Annotated in this window: 13 protein-coding genes, 2 tRNA genes and 2 pseudogenes; 9 read left to right on the top strand and 8 right to left on the bottom strand. The window is 74.4% G+C overall.

The window, feature by feature from the left end:
- Positions 1–86: 86 nt before the first annotated feature.
- Positions 87–1763, top strand: coding sequence for a PucR family transcriptional regulator (locus ACF07S_RS15405; protein ID WP_391974357.1), 1677 nt, complete (start codon positions 87–89; stop codon positions 1761–1763).
- 211 nt (positions 1764–1974) lie between these two features.
- Positions 1975–3276 carry a diaminopimelate decarboxylase gene (locus ACF07S_RS15410; RefSeq protein ID WP_391962553.1) on the top strand — a complete coding sequence of 434 codons (1302 nt, stop codon included), beginning with the start codon at positions 1975–1977 and terminating at the stop codon, positions 3274–3276.
- Positions 3277–3806: 530 nt separating this feature from the next.
- On the opposite strand, the gene ACF07S_RS15415 is transcribed toward ACF07S_RS15410, so the two are convergent.
- The 3 genes and pseudogenes from ACF07S_RS15415 to ACF07S_RS15425 all read right to left on the bottom strand — a co-directional run.
- Positions 3807–4352: a DinB family protein gene (locus ACF07S_RS15415; protein WP_391962552.1), complete on the bottom strand. Its 546-nt coding sequence runs from the start codon at positions 4350–4352 to the stop codon at positions 3807–3809.
- Positions 4353–4378: 26 nt separating this feature from the next.
- Positions 4379–4810 (bottom strand): hypothetical protein, encoded by a 432-nt coding sequence (locus ACF07S_RS15420; RefSeq protein ID WP_391962551.1) that lies wholly within the window; start codon positions 4808–4810, stop codon positions 4379–4381.
- Positions 4811–4896: 86 nt separating this feature from the next.
- Positions 4897–5760 (bottom strand): annotated as a pseudogene (locus ACF07S_RS15425) (bifunctional DNA primase/polymerase); the annotation flags it as partial.
- Between the two features lie 358 nt (positions 5761–6118).
- Here ACF07S_RS15425 and ACF07S_RS15430 point away from each other — a divergent pair.
- The 3 genes from ACF07S_RS15430 to ACF07S_RS15440 all read left to right on the top strand — a co-directional run bounded on the left by ACF07S_RS15430 (position 6119) and on the right by ACF07S_RS15440 (position 9218).
- Positions 6119–6442 (top strand): hypothetical protein, encoded by a 324-nt coding sequence (locus ACF07S_RS15430; protein WP_391974358.1) that lies wholly within the window; start codon positions 6119–6121, stop codon positions 6440–6442.
- Positions 6443–6856: 414 nt separating this feature from the next.
- A complete protein-coding gene (locus ACF07S_RS15435) occupies positions 6857–7417 on the top strand; it encodes a SigE family RNA polymerase sigma factor (protein ID WP_391962548.1) in 561 nt (186 codons plus the stop codon).
- Positions 7418–7562: 145 nt separating this feature from the next.
- On the top strand, positions 7563–9218 hold the full coding sequence (locus tag ACF07S_RS15440) for a long-chain fatty acid--CoA ligase (RefSeq protein ID WP_391962547.1): 1656 nt from the start codon (positions 7563–7565) through the stop codon (positions 9216–9218).
- Between the two features lie 122 nt (positions 9219–9340).
- Here ACF07S_RS15440 and ACF07S_RS15445 read toward each other — a convergent pair whose 3' ends face one another.
- A complete protein-coding gene (locus tag ACF07S_RS15445; protein ID WP_391962546.1) occupies positions 9341–10576 on the bottom strand; it encodes an MFS transporter in 1236 nt (411 codons plus the stop codon).
- Between the two features lie 124 nt (positions 10577–10700).
- On the opposite strand from ACF07S_RS15445, the gene ACF07S_RS15450 reads away from it, so the two are divergent.
- Complete coding sequence (locus tag ACF07S_RS15450) at positions 10701–11279, top strand: TetR family transcriptional regulator (RefSeq protein WP_391962545.1); 579 nt, start codon at positions 10701–10703, stop codon at positions 11277–11279.
- Positions 11280–11297: 18 nt separating this feature from the next.
- Here ACF07S_RS15450 and ACF07S_RS15455 read toward each other — a convergent pair whose 3' ends face one another.
- Together ACF07S_RS15455 and ACF07S_RS15460 are read right to left on the bottom strand one after the other, a co-directional pair.
- Positions 11298–16034, bottom strand: a complete 4737-nt coding sequence (locus tag ACF07S_RS15455; RefSeq protein WP_391974359.1) for a PAS domain-containing protein — start codon at positions 16032–16034, stop codon at positions 11298–11300.
- Between the two features lie 286 nt (positions 16035–16320).
- Positions 16321–16821, bottom strand: a complete 501-nt coding sequence (locus tag ACF07S_RS15460) for an SSI family serine proteinase inhibitor (RefSeq protein ID WP_391974360.1) — start codon at positions 16819–16821, stop codon at positions 16321–16323.
- Positions 16822–16996: 175 nt separating this feature from the next.
- Between ACF07S_RS15460 and ACF07S_RS15465 the strand changes: the two genes are divergently transcribed.
- Together ACF07S_RS15465 and ACF07S_RS15470 are read left to right on the top strand one after the other, a co-directional pair.
- Positions 16997–17087: transfer RNA gene (locus tag ACF07S_RS15465), tRNA-Ser, on the top strand.
- Between the two features lie 189 nt (positions 17088–17276).
- Positions 17277–17349 (top strand) — tRNA-Arg (locus ACF07S_RS15470).
- 90 nt (positions 17350–17439) lie between these two features.
- Here the strand turns inward: ACF07S_RS15470 and ACF07S_RS15475 are convergent.
- Positions 17440–17619 (bottom strand): annotated as a pseudogene (locus ACF07S_RS15475) (site-specific integrase); the annotation flags it as partial.
- 168 nt (positions 17620–17787) lie between these two features.
- Complete coding sequence (locus ACF07S_RS15480; protein ID WP_391974361.1) at positions 17788–18393, bottom strand: hypothetical protein; 606 nt, start codon at positions 18391–18393, stop codon at positions 17788–17790.
- A 167-nt stretch (positions 18394–18560) separates the two neighbouring features.
- Here ACF07S_RS15480 and ACF07S_RS15485 point away from each other — a divergent pair, with 167 nt between their 5' ends.
- On the top strand, positions 18561–19775 hold the full coding sequence (locus tag ACF07S_RS15485) for a helix-turn-helix domain-containing protein (protein ID WP_391974362.1): 1215 nt from the start codon (positions 18561–18563) through the stop codon (positions 19773–19775).
- Positions 19776–19851: the final 76 nt, after the last annotated feature.

Here is a 19851-nt window from a genome sequence, read left to right on the forward strand (position 1 = left end):
CGACCCGTTCCGGGATGTGCGCCATCGGCGCCGGCCGGGGCGACTCCACCCGTCCTTCCCGTGACTGCCCCTACACTCAGCGTCACGTGACGCACCGACTCGAGGGGGGCCGGATGGTGCCGGACGGAACGGCCGGGCAGGGGGACGCCGCGGCGGGGCCGACGCTGGAGAGACTGCTGGCGGTCATGGGGGCCGGGGTCCTGGAGCCGGGCACGGCCCCGCACGGACTGGGAGCCGTGGTCGAGGGGGTCACGGTGCTGGACCCCCTGGAGCCGGGCCGGCCGCGCGGACAGGTGCTGCTGGCCGTGGGCGTCGATCCGCAGTCGGCCGCCGCCGTCGACGTCGTGCGGCAGGCAGCCGGCTCGGGGGCGGCCGCGGTGGTCTTCGGGCCGGGGAGGACGGGGCGGCACCCGGACGCGCTGCGGGCGGCCGCCGAGGACGCCGGTACGGCGGTTCTGTTCCGGACGGCATGGTGCGGCTGGACCGAACTGGTCGGTGCGCTGCGGGCCGGTCTGGCCCTGTCCGGAGTCCCCGCGGACCCGGCGGTGGCGGCTGTGGCGCCGGGTGACCTGAACGGGCTGGCCGACGCGGTGGCGGTGCTGGTCGGCGGCGCGGTGACGATCGAGGACGTGGAGTCCCGGGTCCTGGCGTACTCGTCCACGAAGGAGGACGTGGACGAGTTGCGCCGGCTGACGATCCTCGGCCGCCGGGTGCCGGAGTGGCGGGTGGCCGCCATGCGGGAGGCCGGGTTCTTCCGGGCGCTGTGGGGCTCGGGCGACGTCATCCACCGGCCGGCGCACGGGGACGATCCCGAACGCCTGGTGGTGGCCGTCCGGGCGGGCGGGGAGATCCTGGGATCGATCTGGGTGGCTGCCGCGGGCGGCGACCTCCCGCCGCACGCCGCCGACACCCTGCGGTCGGCGGCGCGGGTGGCCGCCGCACATCTGCTCCACCACCGCTCGCACCGCGCGCACGCCCGCCTGGTCGAGGACGCGGCCCGCGCGCTGCTCGACGGACGGGGATCCGCCGACGTACTGGCGGAACGCACCGGGATACCGGTGCGCGGGCACTGCGCCGTCCTGGCGGTGCGCCCCGGCGCATCCTGCAAGGGGGAGCAGACCGGAAGGCTGTGCGCCCTGCTGGCGGTGCGCTGCGGCGCGGACGGCCTGATGCCCGTGGTGGTGCCGGTCGACCGGGGAGCCCTGGTCCTGGTGGGCGGGTTGCACCAGGACATGGGTCGGGCCGTCGAGCAGGTCGCACGTCTGGGGAAGTCCCTGGCCCGGCAGGTGGACGACGCGTTCGGGCCGGAGGCGGGGATCGGGCTGGGCACGGTGGCCGAAACCCTGGCGGGCCTGCCCGAGTCCCGACGGTCGGCGGACCTGGCGCTGAGAGCGCTGCTCACGAAGGGAGAGCCCCGCACCGTCGCCTTCGCGAGCGAGGTGGCCGAGACGATCGCCCTGAACCAGATGCTGGACGCGCTGCCGGGACCGGAACCGGCGCCGGAGACACCGGTGGCACGCCTGGTGGCGTTCGACGCCGGGCAGGGCGGGGGCACCATGGTGCGGACCCTGCGGGCGTACCTCGACCACTTCGGTCACGTGCCGGACACCGCCCGGGCGCTGGGTGTGCACGCGAACAGCCTGCGGCACCGCATCAGCCGGCTGACCGAGGTGTCCGGGCTCGACCTCGGCAGTCCGGACGCCCGGCTCCTCGCCCAGCTGCAACTGCGCCTCCTCGGGCGCGGCGACGACCGCGAGGCGTGAGCCTTCGGGCGCCGCCACGAGGAACGGGCGGTTCCGTCGTGCTCGCGCACCACGGCGGCCGTGCCATGTCCGCGGTGTCGCTCCACGGTGAGAACCGCGCGGCGCAACACCGGGACTCCCGACGAAGACACCCGCACCCTCCCGACGGGAGTCTGGAGGTCCGCCCACGGCAGCCGTGGGCGCTGAGACCCCGCTTCAGGGAGGGTGCACGATGAGTGGTTCCGACAAGGCCGGCCGGCGTGAGCGGATTCTGCGGGCGGCCGTACGGCAGGGGCTCCTGGAACCCGAGACGGCCCTGCTGGCCGGGTTCGTCGACCTCGACGGCGTCCGCGGGACCGTCACGTCCCTGCGGAGCGCGTTCCCCGCCGACCTCCGGGTCCTGCACGCGTTCGCGGCCAAGGCGAACTGCCTGGTCCCGGTGCTCGAGGAACTGCGCCGGAACGGCATGGGCTGCGAGGTCGCCAGCGCCGGCGAGCTCGCCCAGGCGCTGGAGGCGGGCTTCGAACCCGCGCACATCGTGTTCGACTCCCCGGCCAAGACGCGGGCCGAACTGGCCCGGGCACTGAGCCTCGGGGTCACGGTGAACGCGGACAGCTTCCAGGAACTCGCGCGGCTGGACGAGATCCTGGCGACCCGCTCCTCGGCCTCGCGGATCGGCGTGCGCATCAACCCCCAGGTCGGGGCCGGCTCGATCGGCGCCATGAGCACGGCCACCGCGACCTCCAAGTTCGGTATTCCGCTGGAGGACGAGGGCAACCGGCGACGACTGCTCCAGGCGTACCGGGACCGCCCCTGGCTCACCTGGGTGCACACGCACGTCGGTTCCCAGGGCTGCCCCCTGGACCTGATCGCCCGGGGCATCGCGAAGGCGGTGGAGTTCGCCGAGGAGGTCAACGCCCACCTCGGCCGCCGCCAGGTCACCGGCATCGACATCGGCGGCGGACTGCCGGTCAACTTCGCCGACGACGAGACGACGCCCGGCTTCGACACCTACGTGGACCACCTGCGTGAGCACGCCCCGGCCCTGTTCTCGGGCGCGTACGAGATCGTCACCGAGTTCGGCCGCTCCGTGCTGGCCAAGAACGGGTTCATCGCCGCGTACGTCGAGTACACCAAGACCGTCGGCGGACGTCCCGTCGCGATCACCCACGCCGGCGCACAGGTCGCCACGCGCACGGTGTTCGCCCCCGACGCCTGGCCCCTGCGGGTCGAGGCCCACGACGGCAGCGGCCGGGCCAAGCGCGGCCGCCCCGTGCCGCAGGACGTCGCGGGCCCGTGCTGCTTCGCCGGCGACCTGCTGGCACGCGACCGTGCGCTGCCCCTCCTCGACGTCGGCGACCTCGTCGTCGTCCCGGACACCGGCGCCTACTACTTCTCCACGCCGTTCCACTACAACAGCCTGCCCGAACCCGCCGTGCACGGCGCCCGCGTCGACGCCGACGGCCGGGTCGTCTTCCGGCCGCTCCGCCCCGCCCCGGACGCCCACCCGGCCCCGGCCCTCGCCGGATTCTGACGCCCGCTCCCCCGCATGACCCGCCAGCACACCCAATCACAGCCACGAGGAAGGCAGGTGCAACCACCATGAAAGTACGGAGCGCCCGGTCGCGGTGCCCCACGGAGAGGCCCCCGCGCCGCCGGGGCGCCGTCGGACGACGGCTGTCCGTCACGGGGGCCCGCTGGGGCAGGGCGACACGCGAGGCCGCGCGGTGGATCTCACGGCGCCGTCGCGTCGCGGCCGACCAGTTCCTCCGGGGCGCGTGCTACGGCGCCGGTACGGCCGTAGTGGGTCTGCTGGCGGTATGGGCACAGACCCGCTGACGCAGAAGGGGCCCCGGGCCACCGGTCCGGGGCTTCCCGCACGGGAGCGGCCGTGCGGGCGCCGGGAACCGGACCGCGGTTTCGTCCGCCGTGCCGCGCGGATGGCCACGGCCCGGGCGGCACGGCGGTCCCGCCGCGGTGGCCCGGGGGCCCGCAGGGCCTCGTCGAGGCCGGGCAGGGTCCAAGGGGCCGTGCCGGGAGCACCGCAGCCGCCGGCGGCACCCGTCAGGCCGCTGCCCGCAGCAGGCGCAGCTGGCCGATCTCCGTCACGTTCTTCATCAGTTCGGCGTTGGCCCAGGCGAGCATGTCGGCGACGGTGTACGCGGGGTCGTTCGGCCAGGGGAACGGGGCCGTGGCGTCCAGGTCGGTGTCGGTGAGGTCGTCCAGGACGGTCAGCCACTGGGTGCGCAGGTCGCGCAGCCACTCCACGGTGGGCGCGCCTTCACCGGGCCAGGTGATGTCGGCGCGGTCCCGGGGCGGGCGGCCCCGCGCGTGGTCCAGGGCCACGCTCCACCACCAGCCGATGTGCCAGCTCACCCAGGCGATGGTGGGCACGGGCACGGGGTCGGGCTCGGTGTCCGCCCAGTCCGGCACCCAGGTTCCGTCGGGCGACCTGCGCACGGTCCAGCACAGGGGAGCGGGCTCCCACAGGAAGTCCTCCGGCTCCAGCCGCTCCAGGTGGTACTCGAACAGCGACCAGGTCAGTTCGAACTGGCGGCGCAGCAGTCCGGAACGGGTGGCGGCGGAGGGCGCGGGCGCAGGGGTGTTCATACGGGAGCCTTCGGTGGTGAGGGCGGTCAGAGCTCTTCGTCCGTGGCCAGCCGCTCCCAGCACACGTCCCGCAGCCCGGGTTCGGCGTCGCAGCCCGACGGCAGGCGCGGGGTCGGCTGGAACCAGACCACGGTGAGGCGGGAGCGGTACAGGGAGCGGTCGCGGGCCGGGTCGAGTGCCTCGGAGCGGAAGCTGCCGACGCAGGAGACGGCGGGCAGCATCTCCACCGGGCCGAACGCGCCCGCGTACTGGTCGGGGTACTCGCGCGGGGGCGCGATCAGGTGGACCGGTGCTCCGGGGAAGTCGCGCGCGGCGGAGCGGAGCAGCCCGTCGATCGTCAGGTCGTTGAGGGGCTTGCAGGGGTAGCCCTCCAGCAGCCCGCCGTACGTCGACGACATCCGCAGCTCGGTGAGGTCGACGGAGCGGCCGGAGGCGAGGACGGCGCGGGCGAGTGCCATGGTCGGCACTCTAGAGCCGTGGTGCATCTGGGTCTTTCGGTTTTCTGTGGGAGTGGAGGGCGAGGGCGGGGAGGGGGCGGGGGGCAGGGGTGGTGGCCCGTCATGCGCGCGGCCGAGGCGATCGTCGCGCGGGCCTCGCGTTCGGACAGACCCGTGGTGCGGGCCGCGTCCACCAAGGGCTCCACCAGGGCGGGGCCGATGCCGTCCTCGTAGGCGCGGCAGGCCGCCCAGAACAGACAGGTGTTGCGCCGGCCCTCGTGCGCGGCGAGGACGAACTGGACCAGTCCCCGGCCGTGTCCGCCGGCCGGCGGCGGCGCCGGGGGGTGCGCCCGGGGCGGTGGGAGAAGCAGACGCAGGAGGGCGGGCGGACAGGCCGCCGGGGACAGGTGGGCGGTGCCCGGGGCGGTGGTGTAGGTGCCGTGGTCGGTGCGGGAACCGGGGCCGACCAGGTAGCCGCCGGCGCCCCGGATGTCGATGCCGGGGGCCAGGCGGCTCGCGGAGTTCGGGACGACGACGTCCGGCGGGCCGCTCAGCCACAGGTGGCGGCCCCCGCTCGGCGTCACGACGACCACGGTGACGGGGATCGTGAACAGGTGGCGCACGGCCAGTTCCCGCAGGGCGGCCGGGGCGTCCGTGCCGTTCTTCGTGTCCAGGTCGACGCCGATGAGGTGGTGCGGGGGCCGGCCGCAGGCGATGCCGTAGCCGGTGGCGGTGGGCGCGGCGGCGAACAGCCGGCGGATGCGGGCGGGGTCGGTGGACGCGTCGTGGACACCGTGGCCGGGGCGGCCGCACTCGCCGTGGCAGGGGACGGGATCGGGATCGTCGCGGTGCGGGGAGCGCAGGGCCGGGAGTTTCGTCCGGGACAGGGGGAGGACGGCCAGTCCGCGTTCGGCGGCTGACAGGGCGTGCGCGAGGGCCAGCGTCGTGGCCTGCCGGTCAGTGGTGGCCATGGCTCTATTTTCGTACAGGTGTTCGACAAAAGGAAGAGGGAGGGGGCGCGACGCGCCGGGGCGGAGGGATCGGCGGGGCATGTGCCGGAACGGTTCGCCCCGTGTGGGGCTTGACGTGCCGGCGGGCCCGCCGGAGCGGCGCGTGAAGCGGGAGACGTGAAGGGGTTTATCGACTTGTTGTCACGCTTGCGTGCTAACGACGACTTCGGGGCGGTTCGGTGGGGACCGGGTGGGCACCTCTGATCTCGCGACGTCGTGCACAGCGCCGGGGCGGGGGGTCGACTTCCCCGGTGACAGCCGTACTTCACGCACTGACGGCCATAAGCCGGTGCGTCTCTGGTTCTGGAAGGAACACAACATGGCACGCATCCGTACCGCCCGCGTCATCGCCGCGGTGTCCGCGCTGCCGCTCGCGGCCGTCCTCTTCACGGGCGTCGCGGCGGCGGACAACGGCGCCCTCGCGGACGACGGATCGAACGCGACGGCCGCCGAGTCCGAGGCCGACGCCCTCGGCAGTGGGGTCGGCGGCGACAACTTCGGCAACTCGGCCACCGCGCAGCAGCAGGCCACCGGCCTCGGCGCGGTGAACGAGAGCAACTCCGCCCAGGTCACCGGCTCCGCGTTCACGGCCGTCAACCAGGGCGACGACAACGTGGTCATCGGCTTCACCCCGATGTGGTGAGGTGAGGGGGAGGGCTGACGGCCCTCCGCAGGCGTGGGTGTGCTTCGTGGGGTTCAAGGGGGTCTGCGCGGTGGTGCTCCGGTGCCGCCGCGCAGGCGTTTCGGTACGTCGCGCAGCCGTTCCGGTGCCGTTCCGCCGGCGTCCGGGCATCGCCGTTCACGCGATGCGGGGACGGGCCGCGACCCGCTCTCGGGCGTCCCCCCGGCCCGGTCCCGGCCCTCCGGGCACCCCGGTGGCGTCGGCGCGGGCCGCCCGCTCGGGTGTCCTTCCCCCCGGGGCCGACCCGTAGTACCCCTCACCCGCTCGTCCACCTTCAGGAGGTGCGGCGGACCCCACCCCTACAACCTGAGGGGGATTCGCCTTCGGGACCTGCGGCCGATCCGCCGGACGGGGCGCCGCTCATAGCGTGGAGCCATGACCACACCCGTCTGCACCAGCGCTTCGAACGCCGCTGCTCCCGTGACGCAGACCCTCCCGTACCCGTCGTTCTCGTCGTACATGAGGGCCCGGCAGCCGGTACTCCTGCGTACCGCCCGGTCGCTGACCGGGAACCCGAGCGACGCGGAGGACCTGCTGCAGACCGCGCTCACCAAGACGTACGTCGCCTGGGAGCGCATAGAGGACCACCGGGCGCTCGACGGCTATGTGCGCCGGGCGCTGCTGAACACCCGGACCTCGCAGTGGCGCAAGCGCAAGGTCGACGAGTTCGCCTGCGACGAGCTGCCCGAGCCCGACCCGGTGCCGGCCGGTGACGACCCGGCCGAGCGGCAGGCGCTGCGCGACGCGATGTGGCGGGCGGTCCTGCGGCTGCCCGCGCGGCAGCGGGCGATGGTCGTCCTGCGGTACTACGAGGACCTCAGCGAGGCCCAGACGGCCGAGGTGCTCGGCGTGTCGGTGGGCACGGTGAAGTCCGCCGTGTCGCGGGCGCTCGGCAAGCTGCGGGAAGACGTTGAGCTGGGGCTCGTCCGCAGGTGAGCGGAGCCCGGGAGAGGCGCCCGGGAACCGGCGTCCGGCGGGGCATGATCGATCATCCGCCCCCCTAGTGACATACCGCTCGGTATGTGCGCAGAATCAGCGCAACCTTTACCGACGTGTAGGCGATGTCGCCCAGGAGGACGCCGTGCTGAGCACCATGCAGGACGTACCGCTACTGATCTCGAGGATCCTGACGCACGGGGCGGCGATCCACGGGACGTCGCTGGTGACCACCTGGACCGGTGAGGGCGAACCGCACCGCCGCAGCTACGCCGAGATCGGCGCCCGCGCGGCCCAGCTGGCCCACGCCCTGCGCGAAGACCTCGGCGTCTCGGACGACGACCGGGTGGCCACCCTCATGTGGAACAACGCCGAGCACGTCGAGGCGTACTTCGCGATCCCCTCCATGGGCGCGGTCCTGCACACCCTGAACCTCCGTCTGCCGGCCGAGCAGCTCACGTGGATCGTCAACCACGCCGCCGACCGGGTGATCATCGTCAACGGTTCGCTGATCCCGCTGCTCGCACCGCTGCTGCCGCACCTGCCGACCGTGGAGCACGTGGTCGTCTCCGGTCCCGGGGACCGTTCCGCGCTGGCGGACGCCACCGCGCGGGTGCACGAGTACGAGGACCTGCTCGCCGGACAGCCCGTCGCCTACGACTGGCCGGAGCTGGACGAGCGGGCCGCCGCCGCCATGTGCTACACCTCCGGCACCACCGGCGACCCCAAGGGCGTCGTCTACAGCCACCGCTCCATCTACCTGCACTCCATGCAGGTCAACATGGGGCAGTCGATGGGCCTGACCGACCAGGACACCTCACTGGTCGTGGTCCCGCAGTTCCACGTCAACGCGTGGGGCCTGCCGCACGCCACCTTCATGACCGGCGTCAACCTGCTGATGCCGGACCGCTTCCTGCAGCCCGCCCCGCTCGCCGAGATGATCGAGGGCGAGCGGCCGACGCACGCCGCCGCCGTCCCCACCATCTGGCAGGGCCTGCTCGCCGAGCTGACCGCCAGGCCGCGCGACGTCTCCTCCCTCACCCAGGTCACCATCGGCGGCTCCGCCTGCCCGCCGTCCCTGATGGAGGCGTTCGACGAGCTGGGCATGCGGGTCTGCCACGCCTGGGGCATGACGGAGACGTCCCCGCTCGGCACCATCGCCCGGCCGCCGGCGCAGGCCGTGGGCACCGAGGAGGAGCTCGCCTACCGTCTGACCCAGGGCCGCTTCCCGGCGGGCGTCGAGGCCCGCCTGACCGGCCCCGGCGGCGAGCGCCTCCCGTGGGACGGCGAGTCGGCGGGCGAGCTGGAGGTGCGCGGCCCGTGGATCGCGGGCGCCTACTACAACGGCCCCGACGCCCCGCCCCTGCGCCCCGCCGACAAGTTCAGCGAGGACGGCTGGCTGAAGACGGGTGACGTGGGCACCATCAGCGCCGACGGCTTCCTGACCCTGACCGACCGGGCCAAGGACGTCATCAAGTCCGGCGGTGAGTGGATCTCCTCCGTCGAGCTGGAGAACGCGCTGATGTCGCACCCCGAGGTCGCGGAGGCCGCCGTGGTCGCGGTCCCGGACGACAGGTGGGGCGAGCGCCCGCTGGCCACGGTCGTCCTCAAGGAGGGCTCCACCGCCGACTTCACCACCCTGCGCGCCTTCCTCCAGGAGGAGGGCGGGATCGCCAAGTGGCAGCTGCCCGAGCGGTGGACGGTGATCGAGTCGGTGCCGAAGACGAGCGTGGGCAAGTTCGACAAGAAGGTACTGCGCAGGCGGTACGCCGAGGGGGAGCTGGACGTCACCCGACTCTGACCTGCCGTGGGGCACGCCCTGCGACGCGCCGTACGACACGGACACGGGCGCCGGGCGGCGAGGGGACCTCCTCGCCGCCCGGCGCCGCCGTCGTCACCGGCGCCCGACGAGGGGCGAGGACCTCATCCGCGTCCCCGTCGCACCGCCGTGCTGCCCCAGCCCAGCGCGAGCCACACGCCCGCCACCGCCGAGACCCCGCCCCAGCCGAAGTGGGCGAAGGCGGTGCCCGCGAGGGCCGAGGCGGCGGCGCCGCCGGCGAAGCCGGAGACGACGTAGGCGGTGTTGCCGGTGGCCGGGCTGGAGGTGGTGGTCAGGGCGAGGGTCTGGTTGGCGACGTGGGAGGCGACCAGGGCCGCGTGGACGGCGACCGCGGCGACGCACAGGGCCCAGACGACCCGCCCGCCCAGCCAGAACAGCGGCACGGAGACGGCCGCGAGCAGATACGCCCCCCGCACGACGCGCGCGGCGCCGAAACGGTCGACCAGCCCGCCCGCCAGCGGCGCCACCGCGCTCGCCACCAGCCCGAAGAGGCCGAAGAGCCCGGCGGTGGCGGTGGACAGGCCGTAGGCCGGGCCGGTCAGCAGCAGCGCGAGCGAGGTCCACAGGGCGCTCCACGCGCCGAACATGCCCGCCTGCCGCACCGACGCCCGCCACAGGTCGGGCGAGCGGCGCAGCAGTCCGGGCAGCGCGGCGAGGCCGGCGAACAGCGAGCCGTCGCGGCGGCGCCGTTCGGAGGGGAGCACGAGGGCGGTGGCGATCCCCAGCGCGAGCGTGAGCACGGCCGCGCCCGCGAACACCCACCGCCAGCCGAAGGCCTGCCCTGCCAGACCACCGAGGACCCGGGCCGCGACGACGCCGGTGAACAGACCGGCGATCACGGCGGCGACATGACGGGCACGACGTGCGGCGGGGGCGCGTTCGGCGACCAGCGGGACCAGGAGCTGCGGCACGACGGTCGCGGCCGAGGCGACGAACACGGCGGCGCCCAGTGCGCCGGCGCCGGGGGCGGCCGCGCTCGCGACCAGGGCGGCGGCGGTGACCAGGGTGAGGACGGTGACCAGGCGGCGCCGGTTGACGGTGTCGCCGAGCGGGGCGAAGAACAGCAGGCCGGCGGCGTAGCCGAGCTGGGCGGCCGAGGCGATCCAGGCCACGGCGGACGGCGTGGAGCCGAAGTCGCGGGCCAGCAGGGGGAGCAGCGGGGCGGCGAGGTAGATGTTGGCGGCCGTGACCGCGGTGCAGACGGCGATGAGCGGGAGGAACGGACCGGAACCGCGGGCCCGGCCGGCCTCCCGGGGTGGGTCCCCGGCCGGTGACCTGCGGCCCTGTCGGGCGGTCGGGGTGCTGGACGCTGAGGACATGAGCTGGGGACCCCTTCGAGCCTGCTCTAACAACTAACCGGTTGGTTGGCTTTCCGGGAACAGTCTGGGCCGCTGCCGGATTCCCTGTCAACCAAACAGTTGGTTGCCGCGCTACCCTGTCCCCATGGCAGCAAGGGACCCCGAGGCCACCAAGGCCCGCATCTTCGAGGCGGCGGTCACCGAGTTCGCGCGCCACGGCATCGCCGGCGCCCGCATCGACCGCATAGCCGCCGAGGCGAAGGCCAACAAGCAGTTGATCTACGCCTACTTCGGCAACAAGGCGGAGCTGTTCGCGATCGTCCTCGAGCGGAAGATGCTGGACCTCGCCGAGTCCGTCCCCGTCGACCCGGACGACATCGGGGGCTGGGTCGACCGCCTGATGGACCACCACGCCGCCCACCCCGAACTGCTGCGCCTGCTCTTCTGGGAGGGGCTGGAGTACGGCACCGACGAACTGCCGCACGAGAGCGGACGCCGGGAGCACTACGACCGCAAGGTCGCCCTCCTCGAGGACGGCCAGGACCGCGGCGTCGTCACCGACGCCATCCCCGCGGGCGATCTGCTGGTCCTGCTGACCGCGCTGACCAACTGGGCGACCGTCGTCCCGCAGATGCGCCGCATCCTGTCCGGCGACACGGCCGGGGACCAGGCCCGGCTGCGCGCGTCGGTGAAGGAGGCGGCCCGCCGCCTGATGGCCCGCTGACGCTGCCGCCGGCCTCCGTCAGTTGGTCCCGATCCGCGAGAGCAGGTCGACGATCCGCTCCTGCACCTCGTCGGCGGTGGACCGCTCCGCGAGGAACAGCACCGTCTCGCCGGAGGCCAGCCTCGGCAGGTCCGCCTGGCCGACGGAGGCCGTGTAGACGACCAGAGGGGTACGGGTGAGCTGCCCGTTGGCCCGCAGCCAGTCGATGATTCCGGCGGGTCCGGCCTGGCGGCGCTGCATCTGCATGAGGTCCATCACGACCAGGTTCGGCCGGAACTGCCCCGCCAGCGCCACCGCGTCGGCGTCGCTCGCCGCCCGCGCGACCTGCATCCCGCGCCGTTCCAGCGTGGCGGTCAGCGCCAGCGCGATCTCCGCGTGCTCCTCGATCAGCAGCACCCGCGGCGGATGCTGCTCGCTGTCGCGCGGCGCGAGCGCCTTCAGCAGTACGGCGGGATCGGCGCCGTACGCGGCGTCGCGCGAGGCCTGCCCGAGCCCGGCCGTGACGAGCACCGGCACCTCGGCGGCCACCGCCGCCTGACGCAGCGACTGGAGCGCGGTACGGGTGATCGGCCCGGTCAGCGGGTCCACGAACAGCGCGGCGGGGAAGGCCGCGATCTGCGCGTCGACCTCCTCGCGCGAGTGCACGATCACCGGACGGTAGCCGCGGTCGCTCAGCGCCTGCTGGGTGGAGACGTCCGGCGCGGGCCACACCAGCAGCCGGCGCGGGTTGTCCAGCGGCTCGGGCGGCAGTTCGTCGTCCATCGGCTGCGGACGCGGGGTGTCGGCCACCTCGACGGCCCCGCCCGGACCGTCCAGCGGTTCGGGTCCCTCGGCGGCATCCGCGTCGGGCGCCCCTATGGCGTACGAACGCCCGGTGCCCTCGGTCGCCGGCGTGAGGCGGGGCGGGGCCGCGGCCGAGTGCTGCGGTTGCGCCGGCTGGGGCTGCGCCTGCGCCGGGGCCGGTGGCTGGGCGAGCGCCGGGGCCGGTGTCCGGTCCTGCCGCTGGGCCGGGGCCGGGGCGTGGGCGGGCACCGGCTCGGCCGACGGGTGCGGGCGCGCGCCCTGCTCGTCGCCCGCGGCCGGATCGGGACGCGTACCGAGCTTGCGGCGCCGGCCGGAGCCGCCCGGCTGGTGCGGGGGAGGCGTGGCCGACGGCAGGGGCTGCTGGACCTGGGCGGCCTGCCGGTTGAACGGCACGCCCTGTCCCAGCGTCCGCACGCTGATCGCCCGTCCCTGCGTCGAGTCCGGATCCACCGGTGCCGCGGCCTCCGCGGGCAACGGCTGAGCGGCCCGTTGCGCCGACGCGTCCTCGGGCGGCAGCGGGGTGCCGGCGGCCGGGGTCGGCTGCGGCGGGGTCCGAGCCGGCGGCACGGGCATACCGGCACCGGAGGTGTCACCGGCGGCGGGCCACTGCTGCGGAGCCGGAGTGCCGTCCGCCGGGGCGCCCCGCCCGGGCGCGGCCTCGGCGGGCAGCGGCTGAGCGACGGGCCGCCGAACCTGCGCCTCACCGTGGCCTGGAGGGGGGACGGGGGCGCCCTGCGGGGGAACCGGTGCGCCCTGCGGGGGGATGGGGGTGCCCTGCGGGGGAACCGGTGCGCCCTGCGGGGGCACAGCGGCGGCCGGTGGGACGGGTGTGCCCTGCGGTGATGCGGGGACACCTTGCGGCGGGACCGGTGCGCCCTGCGGAGAGAGGGGGGTGCCTGGTGCCGGGACGTGGGCGCCCTGCGGCGGCACGGCGGCGCCTGACGGAGGAACGGGGGCACCCTGCGGCGGGACCGGTGCGCCCTGCGGGGGGATGGGGGTGCCCTGCGGGGGAACCGGTGCGTCCTGCGGGGGCACAGCGGCGGCCGGTGGGACGGGTGTGCCCTGCGGTGATGCGGGGACACCTTGCGGCGGGACCGGTGCGCCCTGCGGTGGCACGGCGGCGCCTGGCGGGGGAACGGGAGCTCCCTGCGGCGGGACCGGAGCGCCCTGCGGAGGCACCGCCCCCCACGGTGCCGGGGCGACAGGGGCGACCGGGGCCACCGGAGCAGCCGGTGCCCGGAGGGCCGGCGCCTGAACAGCCGGTGGCTGAGCAGCCGGCGCCTGCTCCACCTCCACCTCCGCCTCCACTTCCGCCGCCCGGGCGGCGGCCCGTCGGCGGCGGCCCGTCGGCGCGCTGGTCGGATGCGGCTGCGGCGGGGTGTGATCGTCGGCCTGGTCGTGCGGAACGGCGTCATGGCGGCCGTGGTCGACCAGCGCGTCACCGGACGCGACGGCCCCCGCCCCGCCCGCCCGCGCGGCCTGCCCGGCCTGCCCGGTCTGTGGGGCCTGCTGTCCCTGGTCCGCCTCGGCCGGCGGCAGCGCGAACACCGTACGGGGCGCGGCCTCCTGCGCCGCCGCCCGCTCGGTGGCGGCGGCCAGCGCACGCCGGCGCCGCTCCGGTGCCTCCGACTGCCCCGCCGCCTGGGCCGGAACACGAACCTGCGCCTCGGCCCCGGACGCACCGGCCGGCGCGGGCAGCGCCGGCGGCAGCGCGTGCTGTTCGCCGGACCCGGTCCGCACGGGCCGCCCGGCCGGTGCGGGCATCCCCTGCGGCGGTACGGTCCCGCCCAGCCCCGTGTTCGACGCGGCGGCCCCCGCCGCATGCTCGGCGGCGGTGACGACCGCACCCTCGGACACCCCGGCACCGGCGGCACCGGCCAGCTCGACCTCCGCGCCCATCACACCCGCACCACCGGCCGCCGCGTCCTCGGCCGGCCGGCCACGCCGCCGCCCGGTACCGCCGGACGCCGTCGTCGCGCCCTCGCCGGACGTCTGAGCCGGAAGCTGTGGCTGCGCGGGCTCGGCGGCAGCCGCCCGGCGCCTGCGCCGGCCGGTGGGAGCGGCCTTCGTGCCGTCGTTCGCGCCCTGCACCTCGCTGTCCAGGAAGGCGTCGACGGAGGCCCTCCGTGCCCGCCGCCGCCCGCCACCGGCGACCGGTTCGCCCGCATCAGCCGCATCAACGGCATCGGTGGCATCGGTGGCATCGGTGGCATCGGCGAACGCGGTCTCCCCGGCCGGCGGCGCCGTGGCCGGCACCGCGGCGGGCGCCTCGACGGCCGGGACGGCTCCCGCCCCGCCCCCGATCGGCACCTCGAGGACGAACGCGCTGCCGCTCATGCCCGGCACCTCGTGCGTCTGGAGCACACCGCCGTGCGCCCGGACGATCCCGCGCACGATCGGCTCGTGCACCGGATCGCCGCCGCTGTACGGCCCGCGCACCTCGATGCGTACGACCTCACCGCGCTGCGCCGCCGCGACCACCACGGTGTTGTCCAGGTAACCGCCGGCCGACACCGGCGTGTTGCCGGTCGAGTCGACGCCCGCGACATCCGCGACGAGATGGGCGAGGGCCGTCGCGAGCAGCCGCGGGTCGACCTCGGCCTCGATGGGCGGCGCGTGCACGGCAAACTGGACCCGCCCGGGGCCGATGAGCTCCACGGCCCCGTCGACCCCGGCGGCGACGACGGCGTCGAGCATCGCCTTCGTCCGGATCACCTGCTCGGTCCCGACGTCGAGCCGCTGGTAGCCGAGGACGTTGTCGATGAGGGTGGTGATCCGGGCATAGCCGGCCGACAGGTGGTGGAGCACCTGGTTGGCCTCGGGCCACAGCTGTCCGGCGTCGTCGGCGGCCAGCGCGGACAGTTCGCGGCGCAGTTCCTCCAGCGGGCCCCGCAAGGACTGTCCGAGCAGGGTGAGCAGCTGTTCGTGCCGGGCGGCGAGGGCCTCGTAGCGGTCCTTCTCCCGCTCACCGAGGGCGGCGTACCGCTCCTCGTTGGCGCCGAGTTCCTCCGCGTGCCGCTCGCGCAGCTCCGCCAGCTCGGTGACATGGCTCTGGCGCAGGGCGGTGAGCTCGGCGGAGTGTTCCTCGGCGAGCCGCTCCAGCTCCTCGGCGTGCCGCTGCTCGGCCTCCTCCTTCTCCTCGACCAGCGCGTCGTAGGACCGCCGGTCGGTGAAGGTCATGACGGCGCCGACGAGCTGGTCGCCGTCGCGCACCGGCGCGGTCGTCAGGTCGACCGGCAGCTTGTCGCCGTTCTTGGCGTACACCACCTGCCCGCGCACCCGGTGCTTGCGCCCGGAGCGCAGGGTGTCGGCGAGCGGGGACTCGTCGTACGGGAAGGGGGAGCCGTCGGCGCGGGAGTGCAGGACGAGCGTGTGCAGCTCGCGCCCGCCGAGTTCGCCGGCCCGGTAGCCCAGGATCTGGGCGGCGGCCGGGTTGACCAGGACGATCCGTCCGTCGGTGTCGGTCCCGACGACGCCCTCGGAGGCGGCGCGCAGGATCATCTCGGTCTGCCGCTGCGAACGTGCGAGCTCCGCCTCGGTGTCGACCGTGCCCGACAGGTCGCGGACGACGAGCATCAGCAGTTCGTCGGCGGTGTATCCGTAACTGTCGTAGGCCTGCTGGCCGTTTTCCAGATTCGCACTGGTGACCTCGACCGGGAACTCGGTCCCGTCGGTCCGCCGGGCGATCATCCGGGTCGGCTTGGTGCGCGCGCGGGGGTCGATGTGGTCGGGCCGCCGCATGGACCCCGGGATGAGCTTGGAGTCGAACTGCGGCAGCAGGTCCAGCAGCCCCCGCCCCACCAGCGCCGTGCCCGGGGTCTCGAAGGCCTCCAGGGCGATGGTGTTGGCGTTGACGACCGTTCCGTTGGCGTTGACCAGCACCAGCGCATCGGGAAGCGCGTCCAGTATGGCTGCGAGGCGAGCAGCGCCTCGGGATGGCCTGCTGCTCACGAGACGCTTCCTCCCTGTTACCGCGATGTGCCGACCGCTCGGGCCATCTTGCCAACCTGCCCGCAGCGTGTCACGCGAGGGAGTCTAAGGGCTGGGGTTGCGCCAGCGACGCCGGATGGGACGAAGGTCGCACGAGGAAATGACGGCGATGTGACACCCGGTGGCCCCGGAACCCGCGACTGCCTGCACCGACGCCGCCCGAAGCTCCGCGGGACCTTTACGCCCCCTGTGCCCCGACTCGCCGACACGCGCTCCCGCGCGCTCCCGCTCTTCCCCCACGGACGCCTCACGGGTGCCTCGCGGAGCGGGGCTCGGGCAGCAGCGGGACGAGCCGGTCCCAGCGGGCGATCGCGCAGCCGTTCACGCGGTCGTACGTGGCGTCGACGGGACGGCCGGCCCAGGTGCCGGTGACACGGGCGGTGGCGGGCCCGCCGTACTGCAGGGTGCAGGCGGCGTCCCGCGGCGGCGGGGCGAAGGCCTCCTCCCCCCACCGCGTGTTCCGCTCCACGGCGGCACAGGCCCCGGCCGGGTCGGGATGGCTGCCGCCACTGGGCCGGCAGCGCACCTCGTACGTTCCGTCCGCCCCGCCGCCCGCGTCCCGCACGGTGACGACGAGACGGTCCCCGTGCGGCGGCGCGTGCTGCGCGTACGCCACCGGGAGCGACACGGACAGCGACGCGAGGGAGGCGACGGAGGCGGCGGCAGCGACGACGAGCCGCCGCAGGGCCGGCCGGGCGGTGGTCCGGGGAGCGGGCCGGGAGGTGCCGGAAGCGGTGATCTGCGTCATGACCTGCCCAACGCGCCACGGCGCGGAACGTTGCGCCACGACGACGTGGCGGCCGGAAGGGCTTTGCCCTGCGGGCTCCCCGCCTAGTACCGTGGGGGGCGATTGGTGACACCCCACACGGTTGTGTCATCATCGGCACGCACCACCCGCTCACGCTCGCGTGAGGGTTGTGCATGGAGGCGTCGCCTAGTCCGGTCTATGGCGCCGCACTGCTAATGCGGTTTGGGCCTTAAAGCCCATCGAGGGTTCAAATCCCTCCGCCTCCGCACAGATCACGAAGCCCCGGCCCCGCGGCCGGGGCTTCGTCGTCGTCTCACCGTCAGATCTGTTGTTTTCGCAGGTCACAAGGGGTAGGCCGAACGGATTTCACATGACGGCGGCAGTCATGTAATGTTCTTCCTGTCGCCGCGAGCGGGCCGAAAGGGCCGGGAGCGGCGAGAAAACTGAAGAGACAAGCACTCGTAGCTTAACGGATAGAGCATCTGACTACGGATCAGAAGGTTGCAGGTTCGAATCCTGCCGAGTGCACACAGATCGAAGGCCCCGGAGTGATCCGGGGCCTTCGGCGTTTCCGGGCCGTACAGCAGCGAAGTACAGCGACAGACACCGATTTTCGGTGCCGCTCCCGCCCATCGTCTCGGACAGCTTGCCGCGCGCCGCTCGCACCTCCTCTTCGCTCGCCTCGGTGTAGACCTCCATCGTCATCGCGATCTGCGAGTGCCGCAGGATGCGCTGCGCCACCTTCGGATGCACCTTGAGAGCGACCAGGAGCGAGCTGCACGTGTGCCGGGTGTTCCGAGACCATCTCATTTGGCGAGTCTGCGGTAGCAGATGAGGGTGCAGGCGATGCTGGTGAAGGCCAGGAAGTGGTCGCCGCCGGCGGAGCAGGTGGGCACGACAGCGGCGCGCCCGGGTTCCGGCCGCGCCGCTGTCGAGCTGTGGTCAGCCCTCGGGGGAGCCCCCGGGTCAGTGGAGCTTGTTGACGGCGGTCTTCGTCGTGGTGCGGAAGGCGGTCAGCGGGGCGTCCTCGAGGTCGCCCATCTGGCCCCAGCGGACGAGGGTGACGGTGCGGCCGTCGCGGCCGACGGAGAACAGGTGGATGTCGGAGATGCCGATCTGCGGGTCAGCGGTGTCCAGGCTGTAGACCCAGGCGCCCTCCTCGACGGCGAGCTTGCCGTGGGAGGCGCTGACGGCCTGCAGGCCCGGGTTCTGCTGCTCCAGCAGGGGGCCGCAGCCGGCGAGGGCCCCGCGGAGGGTGTCGACCAGCTTCACGGCGTCGGCCTCGGTACGGGCGACGGTGGTGACCTGGACGCCGTTGGTGTCGAGCTCGGTGCTGAACTCGCGGTAGCGGGTGTTCTGCGCCGGGATCTTGTACGGGGCGCAGAGGACGCCGCCGTTCTCCGGGACGCCGGTGAAGACCTGGGTGGCGGTCCACGGCGTCGACGACGGCGGCATCTGGGAGGCGGCGAGGAAGGCGGGCTGGGCAGCGGCCTGCGCCGGGTCTGTGGCGAGGGCCGCGAAACCCAGTGCGGCAGCGGCTGCGGTGGCGAGTGCGGTGCGGAGCTTGTTCATGGTGGTGGATCCCCCGTCGGGTCGTTCGTTCGGTCAGTGCTCAACCAGCGTGGGGCCGGCGCCCGCCGGCTGCAACGATCACGCGCCCACCAGCCGTCCCGGAACCATTCCACCCCCGCTGACGTGCAAGGACGTGAAGGATGGGACGCAGGGTTGAGGGGGATGGAATGCCGAAGGACGCCGCCGTCGAGGAGTTCGCGGGGCTCGTGCGCGCGCTGAAGGCGCGGGACGGGAGGAGTTACGAGGCGCTGGGCCGGCGGCTGAGCGTCAGCGCGTCCACCCTCCACCGCTACTGCTCGGGCGCGACCGTCCCGGAGGAGTTCACCGTGGTCGACCGCCTCGCCCTGCTGTGCGGGGCGGACGAGGAGGAACGGCGGGCCCTGGAGGCGGCCTGGACGGAGGCGGACCGCGCCCGCCGCCGAGCGGCCTCGCCCGCGCCCACGCCTGTGCCGGCCGTGCCGGCCGCGCCGGAATCGAACCCGGAACCGTCCGCGCCGGAACCGGGCCCCGGCCCCGCCCCGGACCCGACCGCGCCGGACCCGTCCGCCGCGGATCCGTCCGCGCCGGAGGCGCCCCGCGCCCGCCCCCGTCGTGGCGCCCCCGCTCCTCTCCTCGTCGCCGCTGCCGTCGCCCTCGTCGTGCTCGCCCTCGCCGCTGCCCTGCTCGGCCACCCCACCCGTACGGCTTCCGCCCCCGCTCCCGCTTCAACCGCTCCGGGGCGGACCGCGGCCCCCCTCCCCTTCACCTGGAGCATCGGTTCCCAGCTCTGGGAAGGCGGCTGCGGGCACACCTACCTCGTGGACCGGGCCCCCCGCGCGGTCGCCCCGCCGCCGGTCGCGGCCGACTCCGGGGCGTGGGCCGGGACGCACGGTGCCGTGAACGGCGGGGAGGCGCTGGTGCGGATCACGGTCCAGGGCCGGTCGCCGTCCGACGCCGTCGTCCTCCATGCCCTGCACGTGCGCGTGGTCGACCGCGCCGCGCCGCTGCCGTGGAACGCGTACCGGATGGACAACGGCTGTGGCGGCGCCGTCACCCCGCGCCACTTCGCCGTGGACCTCGACCGGCCGCGCCCGCTCGCGAGGCCCGTCGACGGCCTTGACGCCTCCGGCGCCGAGGTCCGGAAGATCCCGGCCGTCTCCTTCCCGTACAAGGTCACCTCCTCCGACCCCGAGGAGCTGCTGGTCTCGGCGCGGACGGCGGGCTGCGACTGCCGCTGGTACCTGGAGCTGGAGTGGAGCGCCGGGGGCCGTACGGGGACGGTGCGGATCACGGACGGCGGGAAGCCGTTCCGCACGAGCGGGACCAGGGGGAGGCCGGCGTACGTGCACGACTCCGCCGAAGGGCGCTGGATCACAGACTCGGACTCTGGACAGACCGGGTGACCGATGAGTAACTTCGACTGACATAGGCTGAGCAAGCGCTTAGACCGCGTCCTATGTGGTGAGGCGTCGTTGACCT

The organism is Streptomyces sp. NPDC016640, from assembly GCF_043076215.1.
Taxonomy (GTDB): Bacteria; Actinomycetota; Actinomycetes; order Streptomycetales; family Streptomycetaceae; genus Streptomyces.

Coding starts and splice junctions, on each gene's coding strand:
- ACF07S_RS15410 (WP_391962553.1), top strand. CDS start 1,975: ATGAGTGGTTCCGACAAGGCCGGCCGGCGTGAGCGGATTCTGCGGGCG.
- ACF07S_RS15415 (WP_391962552.1), bottom strand. CDS start 4,352: ATGAACACCCCTGCGCCCGCGCCCTCCGCCGCCACCCGTTCCGGACTG.
- ACF07S_RS15420 (WP_391962551.1), bottom strand. CDS start 4,810: ATGGCACTCGCCCGCGCCGTCCTCGCCTCCGGCCGCTCCGTCGACCTC.
- ACF07S_RS15430 (WP_391974358.1), top strand. CDS start 6,119: ATGGCACGCATCCGTACCGCCCGCGTCATCGCCGCGGTGTCCGCGCTG.
- ACF07S_RS15485 (WP_391974362.1), top strand. CDS start 18,561: ATGCCGAAGGACGCCGCCGTCGAGGAGTTCGCGGGGCTCGTGCGCGCG.
- ACF07S_RS15435 (WP_391962548.1), top strand. CDS start 6,857: ATGACCACACCCGTCTGCACCAGCGCTTCGAACGCCGCTGCTCCCGTG.
- ACF07S_RS15450 (WP_391962545.1), top strand. CDS start 10,701: ATGGCAGCAAGGGACCCCGAGGCCACCAAGGCCCGCATCTTCGAGGCG.
- ACF07S_RS15445 (WP_391962546.1), bottom strand. CDS start 10,576: ATGTCCTCAGCGTCCAGCACCCCGACCGCCCGACAGGGCCGCAGGTCA.
- ACF07S_RS15480 (WP_391974361.1), bottom strand. CDS start 18,393: ATGAACAAGCTCCGCACCGCACTCGCCACCGCAGCCGCTGCCGCACTG.
- ACF07S_RS15460 (WP_391974360.1), bottom strand. CDS start 16,821: ATGACGCAGATCACCGCTTCCGGCACCTCCCGGCCCGCTCCCCGGACC.